The sequence below is a fragment of the Natronoarchaeum rubrum genome, assembly GCF_024494695.1.
On sequence record NZ_JANHDP010000001.1, the window covers coordinates 646415 to 662316 of the forward strand.

Consider the following 15902-nt stretch of genomic DNA (forward strand, 5'->3'; position numbering starts at 1 on the left):
GATCGTTACTCGTGCTCGCAAAACACCTCGCCGGTGTTTCTGCCGAGATTCCCCGGAGAACGACTTCGGTAGGCTTCAGCTAGTAGCCGCCCTCGGCCCCCTGTTCGTCGATCGGCCCAGCGAAGACGCCGTAGAGGAACTTGAAGTACCACAGCACGAGCAACAGCACCGGCAGGCCGAGCACGGTGACGAGGTTGAGTGCGAGCGGCGACACCACGGCGGCCTCTACCGTGAGCCCGCTGGCCGGGTAGATCGTCGGATACAGCAACCGGGCGACGAGAGCGACCAGCAAGGCAGAGAGCCCCAACGTGCTGGCGAACCAGAGCCGATGACGGCCCAGTCGGGCGAGGACGATACCGCCGAGACCCAGTGCGACGCTCCCGATCACCACGGCAACTGCCGACGGCGTCAGTAGTAGGCCCCGTACGCCGACGGGGTCCGTCCAGAGAACGACCGCGAGGAGGACGACGACGCCGCCGAGATACGCGAGCGTCGACACCGTCCCGTACCGTGCCATCTCGGCGGCGAGCGAGCCTCGCGTCTTCGCGGCGACGAAGGCCGCGCCGCTCGCCAGCGAGAGCGCGACCAGGCCGATCCCCGTCAGGAGACTCGGTGCGCTGAGGGCGGGCGTCCCGAAGATCCAGCTCCCGACGAGCGTCCCGAGCAGGAGCGGCGTGATCGTGCTCCCGAAGACGAACAGTCGATCGCACGTTTGCTGCCAGAGCTCGTCCTCGCGCTGTTCCCGGAGTTCGGGCGAGACGCCGCGGAACACCAGCCCCATCACGACGGCGATGGCGAGCAGGTAGTGCTCGCTGAGCAGTCGCGAGTAGATCGGCGGAAACGCCGCGAGCAGGGTCGTCCCGAAAGCGACCAGCCACACCTCGTTGGCGTCCCAGACAGGCCCGAACGCCGCGAGCAGGGTCTCGCGGTCGTGCTCGTCGCGTGTCGCGTAGAGCATCCCGATCCCGAAGTCGAACCCGTCGAGGGCGACGTACATCGCGAGCGTGAACATGACGACGCCGAACCAGATCGTCGGGAGCGACGGGACCAGGTACTGCTCGGTCGAGAGCATCAGCGGGCTAATCATCGGAACTCACCAGGGGAAGCCGCGGCCGGTCGGTGTCCGACTCCTCGCGCACGCCCAGCCGAACGAGTTCGCCCTCAATCAGCCACTTGAATGCGAAGCCGAACGCGGCGAGCAAGACGATGTAGAGCGCCACGAACGCCACGAGTGTCGTGGTCGCCTCGGCCCCGGTGAGCGTCGTCGAGGCGGCGTCTTGCGTCTTGAGGACGCCCTGTATCACCCACGGTTGTCTCCCGATCTCCGTGACGTACCACCCGGTCAGGAGTGCTGCGAACCCCAGCGGCGTCGCCAACGTCATCGCTCGCAAGTAGCGGTCGCTCTCGGACAACCGCCCCTTGCGCAGGAGATTGCCGCCCCAGAGGGCGAGCCCGATAAAGAGGAACCCGAGCCCGACCATGAAGCGGAACGACCAGAACACCAGGGCGACGGGCGGGTTGTCGTCGTACTCGTGTAATCCGACCACCTCCTCGGAGAAGTCGCCGCCGCTCGCGAGGAACGATCCCATCGCCGGGAGGCTGATCGTCCAGAGGTTGTCGGTCCGCGGGTCAGTCAGCGAGTCGACGCTCTTCGGGATGGCGATGAGGTGGAGGTCCGCCTGTCCCGTATCGTAGTGAGCCTCCATCGCGGCGAACTTCTGTTCTTGAGTGTCGGCGACGTGCCGGCCGTAGGCGTCGCCGTGGACCGCCTGTAGCGGCGCGGTGAGCAACAGGAGGACGACGGCGGCGCGCAGCGCCGTGTTCCACGCCTCGGAGTTTCGCTTCCGCCAGACGAAGTACGCCGAGACGCCGGCGACCAGCAGCGTGACGGAGATCACCGAGGCGTTGATCATGTGGACGTACATCCACGGGAGCCGCGGCGTCAGGAAGGCGGCGACCGGATCGGTCAGCTGAGCGACCTCCATCCCGTTGCGCTCGACGAGTTCGAAGCCCTGCGGCGTCTGCATCCAGGCGTTGACGACGAGGATCCAGAAGCCCGAGAGCCACGCGCCGACGCCGGTCAGCACCGACGACAGCACGAAGGTCCGATCGGAAACGCGCTCGCGGCCGAACAGCAGGACGCCGAGGAAGACGGCTTCGAGGAAGAAGGCCATCTTGGCCTCGAACGCGAGCGGCCCGCCGATCATCTCGCCCGCTGCCTCGGCGAACACGGGGAAGTTCGTGCCGAACTGGAAACTCATCGGGATCCCGGTGACCGTCCCCATGACGAACCCGATGCCGAACAGCTTCACCCAGAACTCCCGAAGGCGGGCGTACCGCGGGTCGCCAGTCCTGACGTCTTTCCAGGTGAAGTATACGATGAACGGTGCCAGTCCGATCGACAGCGAGGCGAACAGTATGTGGACGCTGATCGTCCAGCCGAACTGGACTCGGCTCGCGACCTCCGCCGACAGGAGCGGGGCGGCCGGTATCGCCTCGAGTACTGTCGAAAGCAGTATTGCAGATACTGGTACCATGTGGACACGTCTCCTAGTTACCAGGAGGGACCAGTACGGCGATAAACCTGGACGCGATTCTACGACCCTGAGAATGGCGGGTCTTTTTATATACTTGCGGCGGCGCCGCCTGCAGTGACCGCGCCGTCAGCCGTCGTAGACGTAAAACCCCTCACCGGTCTTTTTGCCGAGGTCGCCGGCGTCGACCTTGCGCCGGAGGAGATACGCCGGGCGGTATCGATCGCCCAGTTCCTCCTGCAGCGTCTCGGAGGCGTGGAGCACGACGTCCAGCCCGATGTGGTCGGCCAGCTCCAAGGGACCCATCGGGACGTTGGTTCCGAGTTTCATCCCGCGGTCGATGTCGTCCTTGGTCGCGACGCCTTCGTCGAACGCGCGGATGCCCTCGTTGAGCCACGGCATCAGGATGCGGTTGGTGACGAACCCGGGCTTGTCGTCGGCTTCCCACGTCTCCTTGTCCAGATCCTCGGAGAACGCGTGCGCCAGGTCGACCGCGCCGTCGCTCGTCTTCTCGCCGACCACGACCTCGACGCCGTCCATCACCGGAACGGGGTTCATGAAGTGCAGGCCGACGACCCGCTCGGGGCTGTGGGTCGCGCTCGCGATCCGAGTGATCGAGAGCGTGCTGGTGTTCGTCCCGAGCAGCACGTCCTCGTCGACGTGTTCTTCGAGGTCGTCGAACACGTCCTGCTTGACGTCCATGTCCTCGACGACGGCCTCGACGACGAGATCGCAGTCCGCGAGATCGGCGAGCTCCGTCGTCCCCTCGATGCGCTCGCGCGCCGCCTCGGCGTCGCTTTCGCCGAGCGCGCCCCTGTCGACCAGACGGCCGAGGCTGTCGTCGATCGAGTCGAATCCGCCGTCGACGTACGCTCGCTCGACGTCGCGCATCACCACGTCGTAACCGGCGGTCGCCGCGACCTGTGCGATGCCACTGCCCATCGTGCCCGCGCCGACGACGCCGACGCGCGAGACCGAATCGAGTGTCCGGACCATGCGTGAACGTGTGACGCGAGTGCGATAAACGTTTGTTCCCGCTGACCGGTAACGCAACGAATCGGTGTCAGACGCCGTCCCGTCCCCGGAACGGCTGGAGAAAGTTTCAAGAACCCGGGGAAACATCGTTCCACAACCCGGTGAGGGCCGTGACACGAACGGAAGACGCCGACGAGGAGTTGCTCGAACTCCGGTACGTCGGCCCGGCGACGGCGTCCACGCTCGCAGCGGAGTCGGTGACGGTCGCCGACGTCCGCGAGAAGCGGGTGTCCTATCAGCTACTCGTCGACGCCGGCATCAACGCTGGCGTGGCGACGAAGATCCGGCGGTGGCACTCGCTGCCGTGGACGTTCGACGGCGAGGAGCACCACCTCGACCGGCGCTCGCAGAACGTTCGGCACCTTCAGGACGACGAGCGCGAGTGGGTCGCCGCCAGCAGCGACTGGCGCGAGGACGACGCGGCGTCGAGCGGCACCGAGAGCGACGATGGCGACGAGACGGCGCTCACGGACGACGACTGGGAGCGCGACGACGCTGCGGCGCGGGACGAGAACGCGTCTCGGGACGACGATCGCCCCGTCCTAACCGCGGGTGACTGGCAACCCGCGGGTGACGACACACGCGACGACGCGAACGCATCGGCAGACGCGGCGTCTGACGACCCCCTCACCGACGGGGACTGGACGCCCGACGACGTCGGCGACGCCGCGGAGACCGACGGGAGCGGCTCCGCACGGGCCCGGGAGTCCGCGTGGCGCCGCGAAGCGCGAGCCGATCCCGTCACCGCGATTCCCGGACTCGACGAGGACGTCGCCGCGACGCTGGTCGACGCCAGCGTGACGAGCGCGCGGCGGCTGGCGACCGCCGATCCGGAGCACGTCGGCAAAGTACTCGACCTGCCGACCGAGACGGTTCGTGAGTGGGTCGACGCCGCGTCGAACTACGTCGACGGGTAGTCAGACCGGTTATTAACTACGTTCGTAGTAATGCGAGTTTAGGCGATATTGCGCAATTAGAATCCTCTATAAAGATTCTAACCGCCTCCTACACCGTATTATGGTTTTGCGGTTCGACCGGCATCTATATATACTGCATGATTGGATTTCGAAATAGATGTTCCCGCTGACCGACGAGGCGATCGCGCGCGACGGGAAGGTACTGATCCTCGCGATGGACCACGGGTTAGAGCACGGGCCGACCGACTTCGAGGCCGTTCCCGAGACGCTCGACCCCGAGACGGTGTTCGAGGCTGCGACCCACGACGCGGTGACGGCGATGGCGGTCCAGAAGGGCGTCGCGGAGACGTACTACCCCTCCTACGAAGACGACGTGGCTCTCCTCGCGAAGCTCAACGGGACGAGTAACCTCTGGATGGGCGAGCCCTACTCTCCGAAGAACTGGTCGGTCGAGTACGCCGCCGAGCTCGGGGCCGACGCGGTCGGCTACACAGTCTATCCGGGGTCGAACCGCGAGCCGGAAATGTTCGAGGAGTTCCGCGACGCCCAGGAGTCCGCGCGCGACCACGACCTCCCGGTCGTGATGTGGTCGTACGCCCGCGGTCAGGGCCTCAAGAACGACACCAAAGACGAGGTGATCGCCTACGCCTCGCGGATCGGTCTCGAACTCGGCGCCGACGTGGCGAAGGTGAAGTACCCGGGTAGCAAGACGGGCATGGAGTGGGCTGTCGACGCCGCGGGCGACACCAAAGTCGTGATGAGCGGCGGCTCGAAGGTCGACGACTACCAGTTCCTGGAGAGCGTCGAGTCGGTGATCGACGCCGGCGGCGCCGGGCTCGCGGTCGGCCGCAACGTCTGGCAGCGCGAGAATCCCGAGCGCATCCTCGACGCGCTCGAAAAGGTGATCTTCGAGGAACAGACCGCAGAAGCGGCGCTCTCGGAGGTGGAATCGTGAGCGAGCAGCTCGCGCCGACCGACGCCGACCGCTACGACCGGATCGTCGACGAGGTGTTCGCGACGGTCGCCGACGCCACGCCGGAACTCCGCGACGCGATCCGCGGACGCCGCGGCGAAACAGATGCCGAGAACCCGAGCGGCGACCAGCAACTCGAAGCCGACCGGTGGTTCGACCGCCTTCTGGCCGACCGTCTCGGCGCTATCGACGGCGTCGGCGCCTACGCCAGCGAGGAGCGCGCCGAGCCGATCGACTGCGGCTCGGGCGTGAGCCTCACGGTCGACCCGCTGGATGGCTCTTCGAACCTCGTCTCGAACAACCTCGTGGGGACGATCGTCGGCGTCTACGACGACGAGCTCCCCGCGGCGGGACGAGACATGATCGGCGCCGGCTTCGTCGTCTACGGACCGACGATCACGATGATCCAGGCTCGCGGTGAGACGGTCGCGGAGTACGAGATCGTCGACGGCGAGCGTGAACCGCTCCGCGAGGGCTTCGAGCTGCCCGACGATCCGACCGTGTTCGGGTTCGGCGGCGGCGACGACGAGTGGCCCCCGGCGTTCCAGCGGTACGCCGACGACGCCCGCGAGGAGCTGAAACTGCGCTACGGCGGCGCGCTCGTCGGCGACGTCAACCAGGTGCTGCGCTACGGCGGCGTGTTCGCCTACCCAACCCTGGAGTCGCGCGAGGAAGGAAAGCTCCGCCTGCAGTTCGAGGCGAACCCGATCGCGTACGTCGCGCGCGCCGCGGGCGGTGCGGCGTCCGACGGCGAGCGGTCGATTCTCGACGTGACCGCTGCACGGCTTCACCAGCGGACGCCGCTGTACGTCGGTAACGAGAAATTGATCCGGGAGCTTCCGGAGGAGCTTAACTGATCGTCGTGCGCTGGAACCGCACGTAGCCGATCGCCAGCGGGACGACGATCCACAGCAGGGCGATGATGCCGCTGAACCAGTTTTGCAGGTAGATCGGTGCCTCGCTACCAGCCTGCAGGGACCCCAGCGAGCCCCCGAAGCCGAAGTCGAAGAACATGAGCAGGAACTTCTGGAGCGACGCCGAGGGCGTCGCCGTCGAAAGGAACTGGAACCAATCGGGCACACCGCCGGTGATTCTGACTGTCCCGTTCAGGAGATAATAAATGCCGATCGGGATGGCAGACCAGAGATACTGGAAGAGGATGATGGTGCCCGCGGCCAGCCCCATCGCCTTGCCACGGGAGTTGACACTGGCCGAAATGCTGACCGCGAAGACGGTGTACAGCATGGCGACCAGTAGCGTGAACACGAGGAACTCGAAGAACGATCCTGCGGGGAGTTCGCCGTACACGGCGAACATCACGACGGCGCCGACGCCGAAGCCGAGCAGCGTCGGCACCGCGAGGACGCCGAGCCGGCCCAGAACCTTCCCGAGAACGACTTCGCCTCTGACGATGGGAAGCGAGAGCAACATCCGAATGCTACCCGTATCACGTTCGCCGACGATCGACATGTAGCCGACGATCATGGCGAGAATCGGGATCAACAGCAGCATCGGCGTACTCATGAAGTTCAGCGCCGCCGCGATGTCCGGATCGCCGCCGAGCGCCTTCGGCGCGTACGAAGCGATTCCGACGAACACGATCATCAGCGCCGACAGCACCCACAGCATCTTCGAGCGCGCGGCGTCGGCGAAGTCCTTCTTCGCGACGTCGATCCAGGCGTTAGCTCCGCTCATGCGTCCACCTCCGCGGGCTCCGCGCTGGTGTCTACGCCCTTGGACGTGTAGCTCGCGAACAGGTCGTCGAGACTGGCCTGTTCGGTCGAGAAGTCGTCGACCGTGAGACCGGCGTCCTCGATCGCCGAGAGCACCGCCGTCTTGCTCCCGCGCTCCGAGAGGCCGACCCGGATCGTCGAGCCCTCGATCGAGACGCTGGTGACGGCGTCGAGGTCGCGCAGCGAGCCGGCGACGCCGTCGGGCTGGCCGCCGACCTGAACCGTGAGCTGGGTGTCCGACCCGACTTCGTCACGGAGGCCTTCGATCGAGTCCTCGACGACCATCTGTCCCTCGTTCATGATACCGACGCGGTCACAGACCGCCTCGACCTGCCCGAGGATGTGACTGGAGAAGAACACGGTGGTGCCGCGCTCGTTCTCCTCGCGAACGATCTCGCGGAGCTCGCGCGCGCCGTTCGGGTCGAGCCCGGAGGTCGGCTCGTCGAGGATCAACAGTTCAGGATCGCCGACCAGCGCCATCGCGAGACGAAGGCGCTGGCCCATCCCTTTCGAGAACCCGCCGGCCTTCCGGTCGGCGGCGTCGGCGAGCCCGACGCGTTCGAGGAGGGCCTGGGGATCGTCGTCGGTCTCTTTCACGTCGATCGCGAACTCGACGTGCTTGCGCGCAGTGAGCCGGTCGTACAGCCCGACGTCGTCCGGCAGGACGCCGACGCGCTGGTGGATCTCCTTGATGTCGGACTGGGCGTCCAGGCCGAGCACCGTCGCCGTCCCATCCGTCGGGCGAATGTAATCGAGCAGCATGTTGATCGTCGTCGACTTTCCGGCCCCGTTGGGCCCGAGGAAGCCGTAGATCTCACCCGATCGGACGGTGAGATCGAGGCTGTCCACCGCGAGCACGTCGCCGAACTGCCGCGTCAGGTTTTGGGTTTCGATTGCTGGAGGACTCATTCGTCGGTCGGAGCATCTTCGTCCAGACTTATAAAACAACCTACATTGAATAGGCGGAATGAACTGTCACGAAACCGACCCCGCTCGTCGACTGGGAAATCAGTCCCTACCGGAGCGTAGACGCTCTATTACAATGTCGAATCAGGCGCTATCTCGAAGCCGGACGCCGGGTGCGTCCGCCCGAATCGGGGGATTCGGGAGCCGCACTGTTCGGAGAGAGGACGTCCGCGCGACCCGCTGATGTGGGGCGGAACAGGACGCCGGGACCGGCCCGGAATTTTCGTTCCGTCTTTGATATGCTACCGTTCTCGGTGCCATCCGTCCGAGCGATATCGGCGTTGCTTTCGGAGCCCTAGCCCGCGTATTACAATCTGGCCCACGTCCCCCGTTCCCACTATGGCGGATCGGACTTCCTACACGGACACCAAGACTCGGGACGATATCGCCGACCGGCTCCGGGAGCTCGCGGACGCGTTCGAATCCAGCGACACGACCGTTCATGCCGGCAACAAGTCGGTGCATCTGTCCCCGCCGGACTCGATCAACTACCAGATCGACATCGTCGAGCGCTCGTCGCTACTGCGCGGCGACCACGAGTCGGTCGAGATCGAACTGGGCTGGAAACCCGAGCAGCAAGATCAGGAGCCGCCGGAGTAACGCGACCGGGAAAACTGTTTTACCGGCTCTCCGCGCACACGGTGACGTGAAAGTTCGCATCGGGGCGGACGCGACCGACGACGAGGCCGCGGCCATCGCCGCGGCGCTGTCGAGCCACGTCGAGGAATCGGTGGAGGTGTACGTCGACGACGCGGCGTCGCCGTCAGCGACGCGCTCGCCGGACGAGCCATCGGATTCGCCGGGCTCGGCGACGGCGACGGGGAGCGACGGCGGCGAGGAACTCGGCCCGACGGAGCGCGAGCGACAGCTCCTCGAAGAGATCGAAGAGATCGAAGCCGGCGGGCCGGAGAAGTACCGCGAGCGCCTCGACGAACAGGGGAAGCTGTTCGTTCGGGATCGGCTCGATCTCTGGTTCGGCGAGGAGGGCGTCGGGTTCGAGGACGGACAGTTCGCTAACTTCGATGCCTGGCATCCCGACAGCCCGGACGTCGAGGAGTACGATCCGAACGATCGACTGCCCGCCGACGGGCTGTTGACCGGCGCCGCCGAGTTCGAGGGCCGGTCGCTCCACTTCATGGCCAACGACTTCACCGTGAAGGCCGGCTCGATGGCCGAGCGCGGCGTCGAGAAGTTCCTGCGGATGCAACAGCGCGCGCTCAAAAGCGGCCGCCCGGTCCTCTACCTGATGGACTCCTCGGGCGGCCGGATCGACCAGCAGACCGGCTTCTTCGCCAACCGCGAGGGGATCGGGAAGTACTACTACAACCACTCGATGCTCTCCGGTCGAGTCCCACAGATCTGCGTGCTGTACGGTCCCTGCATCGCCGGGGCGGCGTACACGCCGGTGTTCGCCGACTTCACCGTGATGGTCGAGGGAATGAGCGCGATGGCGATCGCCAGCCCGCGGATGGTCGAGATGGTCACCGGCGAGCAGATCGATCTAAACGAGCTCGGGGGACCGCGCGTCCACATGGAGGAGTCGGGCAGCGCCGACCTGATCGCGGAAGACGAGGAGCACGCCCGCGAACTGGTCGCGCAACTGCTCACGTATCTCCCGGACAACGCCGACGAGCGACCGCCGAAGTCCGAGACGGTCGCGCCCGTAAAGTCGCCGGACGGGATCGACGCCGTCGTCCCCGACCGACCCAACGAGGGGTACGACGTGAACCGGGTGATCGAGCGCCTCGTCGACGGCGACTCCTTCTTCGAGTTGCGATCGGGCTACGGCGCCGAGATCGTCACCGGGTTCGCCCGGATCGACGGCCGACCGATCGGGATCGTCGCCAACCAGCCCGCCGAGCGCGCCGGCGCGATCTTCCCCGACGCCGCCGAGAAGGCTGCACAGTTCATCTGGACCGCCGACGCGTACAACGTTCCGCTGCTCTACCTCTGTGACACGCCGGGCTTTATGGCCGGCTCGCAGGTCGAGAAGGAGGGTATCCTCGAACAGGGCAAACGGTTCATCTACGCCACGTCGTCTGCGACGGTGCCCCAGCAGACGGTCGTCACGCGCAAGGCCTACGGCGCCGGCATCTACGCGATGGGCGGCCCGGCGTACGATCCCGAGAGCGTGATCGCGCTCCCGTCGGGGGAGATCGGGATTATGGGTCCCGAGGCGGCGATCAACGCCGTCTACGCCAACAAACTCGCCGAGATCGACGACGAGGACGAGCGCGCGGAGCGGGAAGCCGAACTCCGGGAGGAGTATCGCGAGGACATCGACGTCCACCGCATGGCCAGCGAGGTGGTGATCGACGAGATCGTCCCGCCGAGCGAGCTGCGGGCAGAGCTGGCCGCCCGTTTCGCGTTCTACGAGGACGTCGAGAAGGATCTGCCCGACAAGAAGCACGGTACTGTACTGTAGCTGAGGGGGACATCTACTATTTAAAAGTCCCGATCAACTTTAATCAGGAACACAGCAGGAGGAAGTGATAGAACCCAATTAAAATTCTGGCTTAGGGATTTTATTATACCAGTGCTAACGATGACGTATGCCACCAACAGCTCAAACGTACATATCCTCTCCTTGTGGAAGCTGGGCAGACCCAGACACTTCTGATGTGAGTGATGAGATAGTTCCAATAGAATTTGATCAGTATCGCCTAAAGTACTTTCCAGATGCTATTAATAATCTCCATGCTATAAAAAGGCGAAAAACCATAAAAGAGGTTGTAGATAAGTATTTGACTTACAGAAAGTACCTCTTTGATCCGTCTCCGAGTAGGATACGTGCTGAAAAGCAAACTGCTCGTGACTTTGAGGTAACTTGGCAAAGTATCCAGGCACACATATATGATCTTTATGATCAGAATGAACCGCTTAGCGCTTTCGAGGACGATCTAGAGAGGGTTTGGGAAGCTCGACTACAGTCCTTCTCAAAGGACCAGAGGGCAATCAGGAACTGCTGTCAGAAGATTAAGAATACCTTGGAGAGTTTCTTAGATATAGAAGCCTCGGATATCTCCTTAGACGAGATTACCTATGAAGACTTGTCTAAAGCTAATGATCTCCACCTTGTTCAATCCCCTGAGGTATTGAAATCGCTTAAATCGCTTGATGAATACTGCCAGTTTCATAATCGTGTGTCCATCAAGCCTAAAGATATCACGGGTTATGACATAGAATTTGGCAGAACTTGGAAGAAAATACTTAGTATAATCGAGAAAGACCTCAATAGGAATTCAAAAGAGGATGATGCAATCTCCCTTACTAATGACTGGGATTGTACTGAGGCATATGCAGTCTTCCCCGATGATAAGAACTACTATGAGAAGCATTCATGTAGTATCTCTATTAAATATCATAGAAATGGCAAAATGAATATAGAAGCGTGTTTGTGGCCTAGTTTTGTTAGTGAGGACAGTGTAGTGAGGCTATCAACAGAATGTGATGGTATTGGTCAGTGTAGCATCAATCTGTTTATAGTTCACTCAATTAATCAATTCCACTCCATGGCAGGAGAATGAGCAAGATGACAGACAATTCTCAAGAGGAAAGAAATCCAGAAAGCCATGAGGGATCAGTCATGATTGTCAAAGTGAGTGATAAAAAGGAGATAGAAAATCCTCTACTGGTAAAGTCTACAACCTCACCGGACACGGCTAATACAAATTCCTCACTTAACATAGTCCAAATATGTTCTATTCTCTCTGCCGCATTTGTTGGTGCGCAAGTATTAGCCAATCCATATGATCCATTATCACTCCAAATCATAACGTCTATTTCAATAATGTCCTTTCTTGGTACGTTAAGATTGATGTTGCGATAAGGACTTCTTCACGCGTAGAAACCATAGGTGTAATATGTTTAACCACCCTCGAAGAACCCCGTTGCCTTTCTCTTTGCCACCGGTTCAAAGTTTATTGTGCTTCGGCGTGACGCCGACGTATGCGACTCGATGACAAGACGGTGCTGATCACGGGATCGGGGACGGGAATCGGCGAGTCGACCGCGCTGCGCTGCGCCGAGGCGGGAGCGACGGTCGTCTCGACGGACGTCGACGCCGACGCGGCCGAGGCGACGGCGGTGTCGATCCGCGACGACGACGGTGAGGCGACGAGCTTCGAGCTCGACGTGACCGACGGCGACCGGTTCCACGAGGTCGTCGACGAGGTCGCCGCGGAGCGCGGACTCGACGTGCTGGTCAACAACGCCGGTATCGGCCACCCGCCGTCGTCGGTCGAGGACACCGACGCTTCGGTTCGGGACTACGTCGTCGACGTGAACATCAACGGGACGTGGAACGGCTGTCACGCCGCGCTGCCGGTGATGAAAGAACAGGGATCGGGCTCGATCATCAACATGGCGTCGGTCGGCGGGATGCTCGGCTTCCCCTACCAGTCGGTGTACGCGCTGACGAAGGCGGCCGTGATCAACTTCACCCGGGCCGTCGCCGCGGAGGCTGGTCCGGCGGGCGTGCGCGCCAACGCGGTCTGTCCCGGGTTCGTCGACACGCAGCTCACGGAGGCGTTCTTCGCGGGGCGCGAGGATCCCGAGGCCGCACGCGAGGAGATGATCGAGGACTACCCGCTCCGGCGGCTCGGCGAGCCCGAGGAGATCGCGGACTGCGTCGCCTTCCTCGCCAGCGACGCGGCGTCGTTCGTCACGGGCCACGCACTCACGGCCGACGGCGGCTATTCGAGCACGTGACCGGCGACGCGGCGGTGTGATCGGCGGCGCTATGCGTCGAGCACGCCTGGGCCGCCGCCGGAGGCCTCGTACTCGGCCTGCGTGACGGTGTACCGGTGCTGGGTGATCGGCTCGCCGTTAAACGCGTCGTGGTTCCGAAGTTTGCCTTCGTGACGGCCGCCGTGGCGCTCGACGTATTTCTCGATGGCACGGCGTGACTTGTCGTTGTCAGCCCAGTGTGTGACCTCGACGACGTCGAGATCCAGCCGGTCGAAGGCCAGTTCCATCATCGCGGCGGCACGCTCGCCCGAGTAGCCCCTGCCCCAGAACCGCTTTCGGAGCCAGGTTCCGAGGGTCGCCGTTCGTCGGTCCCAGTCGATCAGGATCGCTGCAGCGCCCGCGATCTCGCCCGCACCGTCCTCGCCTGCAGCCGGTCGAATCACGTAGTCGATCCCCCCGGCTTCGGCGATCCGCTCCTCGACCGATTCGAGGAATCCGAGCGTCTCACGGACCGTCTCGTGGGGGTCCCAGGTGAGATACTCGGTCACGTCCTCGATCCCCGGATCGGACGAGCAGAGCTCGTAGAACTCGACGGTGTCGACGTGCTCGGTCGTCAGCGGTTCGAGTACGAGGCGCTCGGTCTCGATCCTGTCGGGGAACAACTCGCCCGGCATGGCTTCGCGGTCTCGCGAGGCGAACAAAAAGCCACGGGTCAACCGGTGCCCGACGGCGGGGATATTTACGGCAGGCACCCCCAGAATCCGACATGAGCGGCAACGAACCGTCGGAGACGGCGTCGAGCGGCCGGGACGACGAAACGCCGACCGACGACGATTCGGCGGACGGATCGTCCCAGACGTCCGAGGAAGCGGCGCCGGCCGACGACGAGGTAGTCGACGAACCGTCGACGAGCGGAGCCGAAGCATCCGATTTCGACGCCTCCGGCGACGTGCACGACGACGCCGAACCGAGGGACTCGATCGTCCCGGACGAGCGGGTCGCGAACGACGTGACGGCGTCGGATCTGACGATCGAGCCGCGGGGGCTGGACTCCCGCGTCCGGATCGTCTGGGTGCTCCAGGGACTGCTGTCGGCGGCGATCCTCTCGGTCATCGTCGGCGCGGTCGCGTCGTTCTTCGTCGCGGGCGCCGGCTGGATCGGGGCGGCGACGTTCGCGATCGTCGGAACGCTCGTGATGATCCACTCGATCCTTCGCTACCGGATCTGGACCTACGAGGTCCGCGAGGACGCGCTGTACCTGGAACGCGGCGTCCTGACGCGCGTGCGAACGGTCGTCCCCTACGTCCGGATCCAGCACGTCGACGCCAGCCGCGGCCCCGTCGAGCGGTCGGTGGGACTCGCGTCGTCGGTCGTCTACACCGCGGGGACGCGCGGCGCCGACGTGACGATCCCCGGGTTGACGTCCGAGCGGGCCGACGACATGCAGGAGCGGCTCAAGCAGTTGGCGATCCTCGCGGACGGTGACGACGCCGTATGACGACGCTGCACCCGCTGTCGATCCCCTATCGGGCGGCCCAGCGCGTCTGGCAGTTCGTGGGCTTTCTCGTCATCTTCGCGTTCTCGGGGACGCTCCTCTCGGGCGACGGGCTGCAGGCCGCGGGGCTGCTGGGGATCGTCGGAACGCTCCTCGTCGCCGTCGTCGTCTGGGAGGTGCTGTACTACCAGCGCTTCGAGTACGACCTGACCGAGACGACGTTCGACCTCCGGTCGGGCGTGCTCTCGACGCGCGACCGGGAGATTCCCTACCGCCGCGTTCAGAACGTCTCGATCAGCCGGAACGTGATCCAGCGCGTGCTGGGGCTCGCCGAAGTGACAGTCGAGACCGCCGGCGGGAGCTCGGCGGAGGCCCAGCTCCGGTACGTCGACGTCGACGAGGCCGATCGCCTACAGAACGAGATCGGCCGCCGAAAGCGCCTCGTCGCTCGGGACGAGACGGGCAAAGCCGACCGCGACGCGGCGTCCGACGACGAGCGCGCGGACGAGAAAGCGGATGTCGAACAGCTGTTCGCGATCTCGGACCGCGAGCTGACGATGCTGGGGCTGGTGTCGATCGACCTGCGATTCCTGCCGCTCGTGACGGTGCTGGCGCCGCTGTTCGGGCCGGCAGTCGCCGAGCAGATGTTGGTAGCCGGGCCCGCGTTCGTCGTCGCGCCGCTGGCCGCGATCGCGCTCTACGCCGTGACGGCGCTGGCCAGCGGCGTCGTCGCGGTGCTGAACTACTACGGGTTCACGCTCGTCCGGCGGGGCGACGAACTCAGGTACGACCGGGGACTGATCGAGCGCTACAGCGGGACGATCCCGCTCGGTAAGGTCCAGACGGTGTCGATGGCCGAGAACGTCCTCCAGCGGCTCGTCGGCTACGCGTCGCTCTCGATCGAGACGGCGGGTTCCTCGCCCGGTCAGGCCGGCGGCTCGCAGTCGGCGGTCCCGCTGGCCAGGCGCGAGCGGGTGATCGACCTGGCCCAGTCGGTCGAGCGCTTCGGCGACCCGTCGTTCGAGCGCCCGCCCAAGCGCGCCCGGATGCGGTACGTCGCCCGGTACAGCATCGTTCTCGCGGTGCTGATCGGCGCGGCGTTCCTCGCCGATCGCGCGACGACGACCCAGCTGTACTGGTACGCGCTGTTCGCCGCCGTTCCGCTGATCCCCGTCGCCGCCCACCTCAAGTGGCGCAACCTCGGCTACGCGCTCGGCGACGATCACGTCGTGACCCGAGCGGGCTTCTGGAACCGGACGACGACCGTCGTGCCGTACTACCGTGTGCAGACGGTGCTGGACAGCCAGACGATCTTCCAGCGCCGGCGCGACCTCGCGACGCTGACGATCGACACCGCCGGCTCGCGCAGCCTCACCGGACAGGACGCCCAGGCGGTCGACATCGACGTCGGACTGGCGGCCGAGCTACGCGAGGAGGTCGCTTCGCGTCTCCAGGACTCGCTGGCCGAGCGGACGCCCGCCGAGGATCGGTTGTTCGACGTCGACGCCGCGCCCGACACGACGTTCGACGGGACGCCGTCGCCGGGCGAGTGACCGGGCG

At 64.4% G+C, this 15902-nt stretch carries 15 protein-coding genes; 9 read left to right on the forward strand and 6 right to left on the reverse strand.

What is annotated here, in order from left to right; translation table 11 throughout:
• Positions 1-79 precede the first annotated feature (79 nt).
• The 3 genes from NO931_RS03405 to NO931_RS03415 all read right to left on the reverse strand — a co-directional run bounded on the left by NO931_RS03405 (position 80) and on the right by NO931_RS03415 (position 3530).
• On the reverse strand, positions 80-1087 hold the full coding sequence (locus NO931_RS03405) for a cytochrome d ubiquinol oxidase subunit II (protein WP_256391217.1): 1008 nt from the start codon (positions 1085-1087) through the stop codon (positions 80-82).
• Positions 1080-2537, reverse strand: coding sequence for a cytochrome ubiquinol oxidase subunit I (locus NO931_RS03410; protein WP_256391218.1), 1458 nt, complete (start codon positions 2535-2537; stop codon positions 1080-1082). Before NO931_RS03410 ends, NO931_RS03405 begins: the two co-directional genes overlap by 8 nt.
• 126 nt (positions 2538-2663) lie before the next feature.
• Positions 2664-3530: a 3-hydroxyacyl-CoA dehydrogenase family protein gene (locus NO931_RS03415; RefSeq protein WP_256391219.1), complete on the reverse strand. Its 867-nt coding sequence runs from the start codon at positions 3528-3530 to the stop codon at positions 2664-2666.
• A gap of 149 nt (positions 3531-3679) precedes the next feature.
• On the opposite strand from NO931_RS03415, the gene NO931_RS03420 reads away from it, so the two are divergent.
• The 3 genes from NO931_RS03420 to NO931_RS03430 all read left to right on the forward strand — a co-directional run bounded on the left by NO931_RS03420 (position 3680) and on the right by NO931_RS03430 (position 6316).
• The gene (locus tag NO931_RS03420) at positions 3680-4486 is read left to right on the forward strand and encodes a DUF7409 domain-containing protein (protein WP_256391220.1); all 807 of its coding nucleotides are present in this window, start codon (positions 3680-3682) and stop codon (positions 4484-4486) included.
• A gap of 157 nt (positions 4487-4643) precedes the next feature.
• Positions 4644-5441 carry a class I fructose-bisphosphate aldolase gene (locus NO931_RS03425; RefSeq protein ID WP_256391221.1) on the forward strand — a complete coding sequence of 266 codons (798 nt, stop codon included), beginning with the start codon at positions 4644-4646 and terminating at the stop codon, positions 5439-5441.
• Positions 5438-6316, forward strand: coding sequence for a class 1 fructose-bisphosphatase (locus NO931_RS03430; RefSeq protein WP_256391222.1), 879 nt, complete (start codon positions 5438-5440; stop codon positions 6314-6316). The genes NO931_RS03425 and NO931_RS03430 overlap by 4 nt, the downstream gene beginning before the upstream one ends.
• Here NO931_RS03430 and NO931_RS03435 read toward each other — a convergent pair.
• Positions 6309-7154, reverse strand: a complete 846-nt coding sequence (locus NO931_RS03435; protein WP_256391223.1) for an ABC transporter permease subunit — start codon at positions 7152-7154, stop codon at positions 6309-6311. The two genes, NO931_RS03430 and NO931_RS03435, sit on opposite strands and share 8 nt — an antisense overlap.
• Positions 7151-8101, reverse strand: a complete 951-nt coding sequence (locus tag NO931_RS03440) for an ABC transporter ATP-binding protein (protein WP_256391224.1) — start codon at positions 8099-8101, stop codon at positions 7151-7153. The genes NO931_RS03435 and NO931_RS03440 overlap by 4 nt, the downstream gene beginning before the upstream one ends.
• Before the next feature lie 396 nt (positions 8102-8497).
• Between NO931_RS03440 and NO931_RS03445 the strand changes: the two genes are divergently transcribed.
• The 4 genes from NO931_RS03445 (at position 8498) to NO931_RS03460 (ending at position 12868) form a co-directional block, all read left to right on the forward strand.
• Positions 8498-8758 carry an amphi-Trp domain-containing protein gene (locus tag NO931_RS03445; RefSeq protein ID WP_256391225.1) on the forward strand — a complete coding sequence of 87 codons (261 nt, stop codon included), beginning with the start codon at positions 8498-8500 and terminating at the stop codon, positions 8756-8758.
• 46 nt (positions 8759-8804) lie between these two features.
• Positions 8805-10583 carry an acyl-CoA carboxylase subunit beta gene (locus NO931_RS03450; RefSeq protein WP_256391226.1) on the forward strand — a complete coding sequence of 593 codons (1779 nt, stop codon included), beginning with the start codon at positions 8805-8807 and terminating at the stop codon, positions 10581-10583.
• Between the two features lie 127 nt (positions 10584-10710).
• Positions 10711-11685: a hypothetical protein gene (locus NO931_RS03455; protein WP_256391227.1), complete on the forward strand. Its 975-nt coding sequence runs from the start codon at positions 10711-10713 to the stop codon at positions 11683-11685.
• 421 nt (positions 11686-12106) lie between these two features.
• Positions 12107-12868, forward strand: coding sequence for an SDR family NAD(P)-dependent oxidoreductase (locus NO931_RS03460; protein ID WP_256391228.1), 762 nt, complete (start codon positions 12107-12109; stop codon positions 12866-12868).
• Positions 12869-12897: 29 nt separating this feature from the next.
• On the opposite strand, the gene NO931_RS03465 is transcribed toward NO931_RS03460, so the two are convergent.
• Positions 12898-13509, reverse strand: coding sequence for a GNAT family N-acetyltransferase (locus NO931_RS03465; RefSeq protein WP_256391389.1), 612 nt, complete (start codon positions 13507-13509; stop codon positions 12898-12900).
• A gap of 449 nt (positions 13510-13958) precedes the next feature.
• Here NO931_RS03465 and NO931_RS20805 point away from each other — a divergent pair, with 449 nt between their 5' ends.
• Complete coding sequence (locus NO931_RS20805) at positions 13959-14345, forward strand: PH domain-containing protein (protein WP_375142029.1); 387 nt, start codon at positions 13959-13961, stop codon at positions 14343-14345.
• A complete protein-coding gene (locus tag NO931_RS03475; RefSeq protein ID WP_256391229.1) occupies positions 14342-15895 on the forward strand; it encodes a PH domain-containing protein in 1554 nt (517 codons plus the stop codon). Before NO931_RS20805 ends, NO931_RS03475 begins: the two co-directional genes overlap by 4 nt.
• Positions 15896-15902 lie beyond the last annotated feature (7 nt).

Bases quoted from the DNA above. Each gene is read 5' to 3' on its own strand.
- NO931_RS03475 (WP_256391229.1), top strand. From the start codon at position 14,342: ATGACGACGCTGCACCCGCTGTCGATCCCCTATCGGGCGGCCCAGCGC.
- NO931_RS03460 (WP_256391228.1), top strand. From the start codon at position 12,107: ATGCGACTCGATGACAAGACGGTGCTGATCACGGGATCGGGGACGGGA.
- NO931_RS03410 (WP_256391218.1), bottom strand. From the start codon at position 2,537: ATGGTACCAGTATCTGCAATACTGCTTTCGACAGTACTCGAGGCGATA.
- NO931_RS03425 (WP_256391221.1), top strand. From the start codon at position 4,644: ATGTTCCCGCTGACCGACGAGGCGATCGCGCGCGACGGGAAGGTACTG.
- NO931_RS03405 (WP_256391217.1), bottom strand. From the start codon at position 1,087: ATGATTAGCCCGCTGATGCTCTCGACCGAGCAGTACCTGGTCCCGTCG.
- NO931_RS03445 (WP_256391225.1), top strand. From the start codon at position 8,498: ATGGCGGATCGGACTTCCTACACGGACACCAAGACTCGGGACGATATC.
- NO931_RS03455 (WP_256391227.1), top strand. From the start codon at position 10,711: ATGCCACCAACAGCTCAAACGTACATATCCTCTCCTTGTGGAAGCTGG.
- NO931_RS03435 (WP_256391223.1), bottom strand. From the start codon at position 7,154: ATGAGCGGAGCTAACGCCTGGATCGACGTCGCGAAGAAGGACTTCGCC.
- NO931_RS03415 (WP_256391219.1), bottom strand. From the start codon at position 3,530: ATGGTCCGGACACTCGATTCGGTCTCGCGCGTCGGCGTCGTCGGCGCG.
- NO931_RS03440 (WP_256391224.1), bottom strand. From the start codon at position 8,101: ATGAGTCCTCCAGCAATCGAAACCCAAAACCTGACGCGGCAGTTCGGC.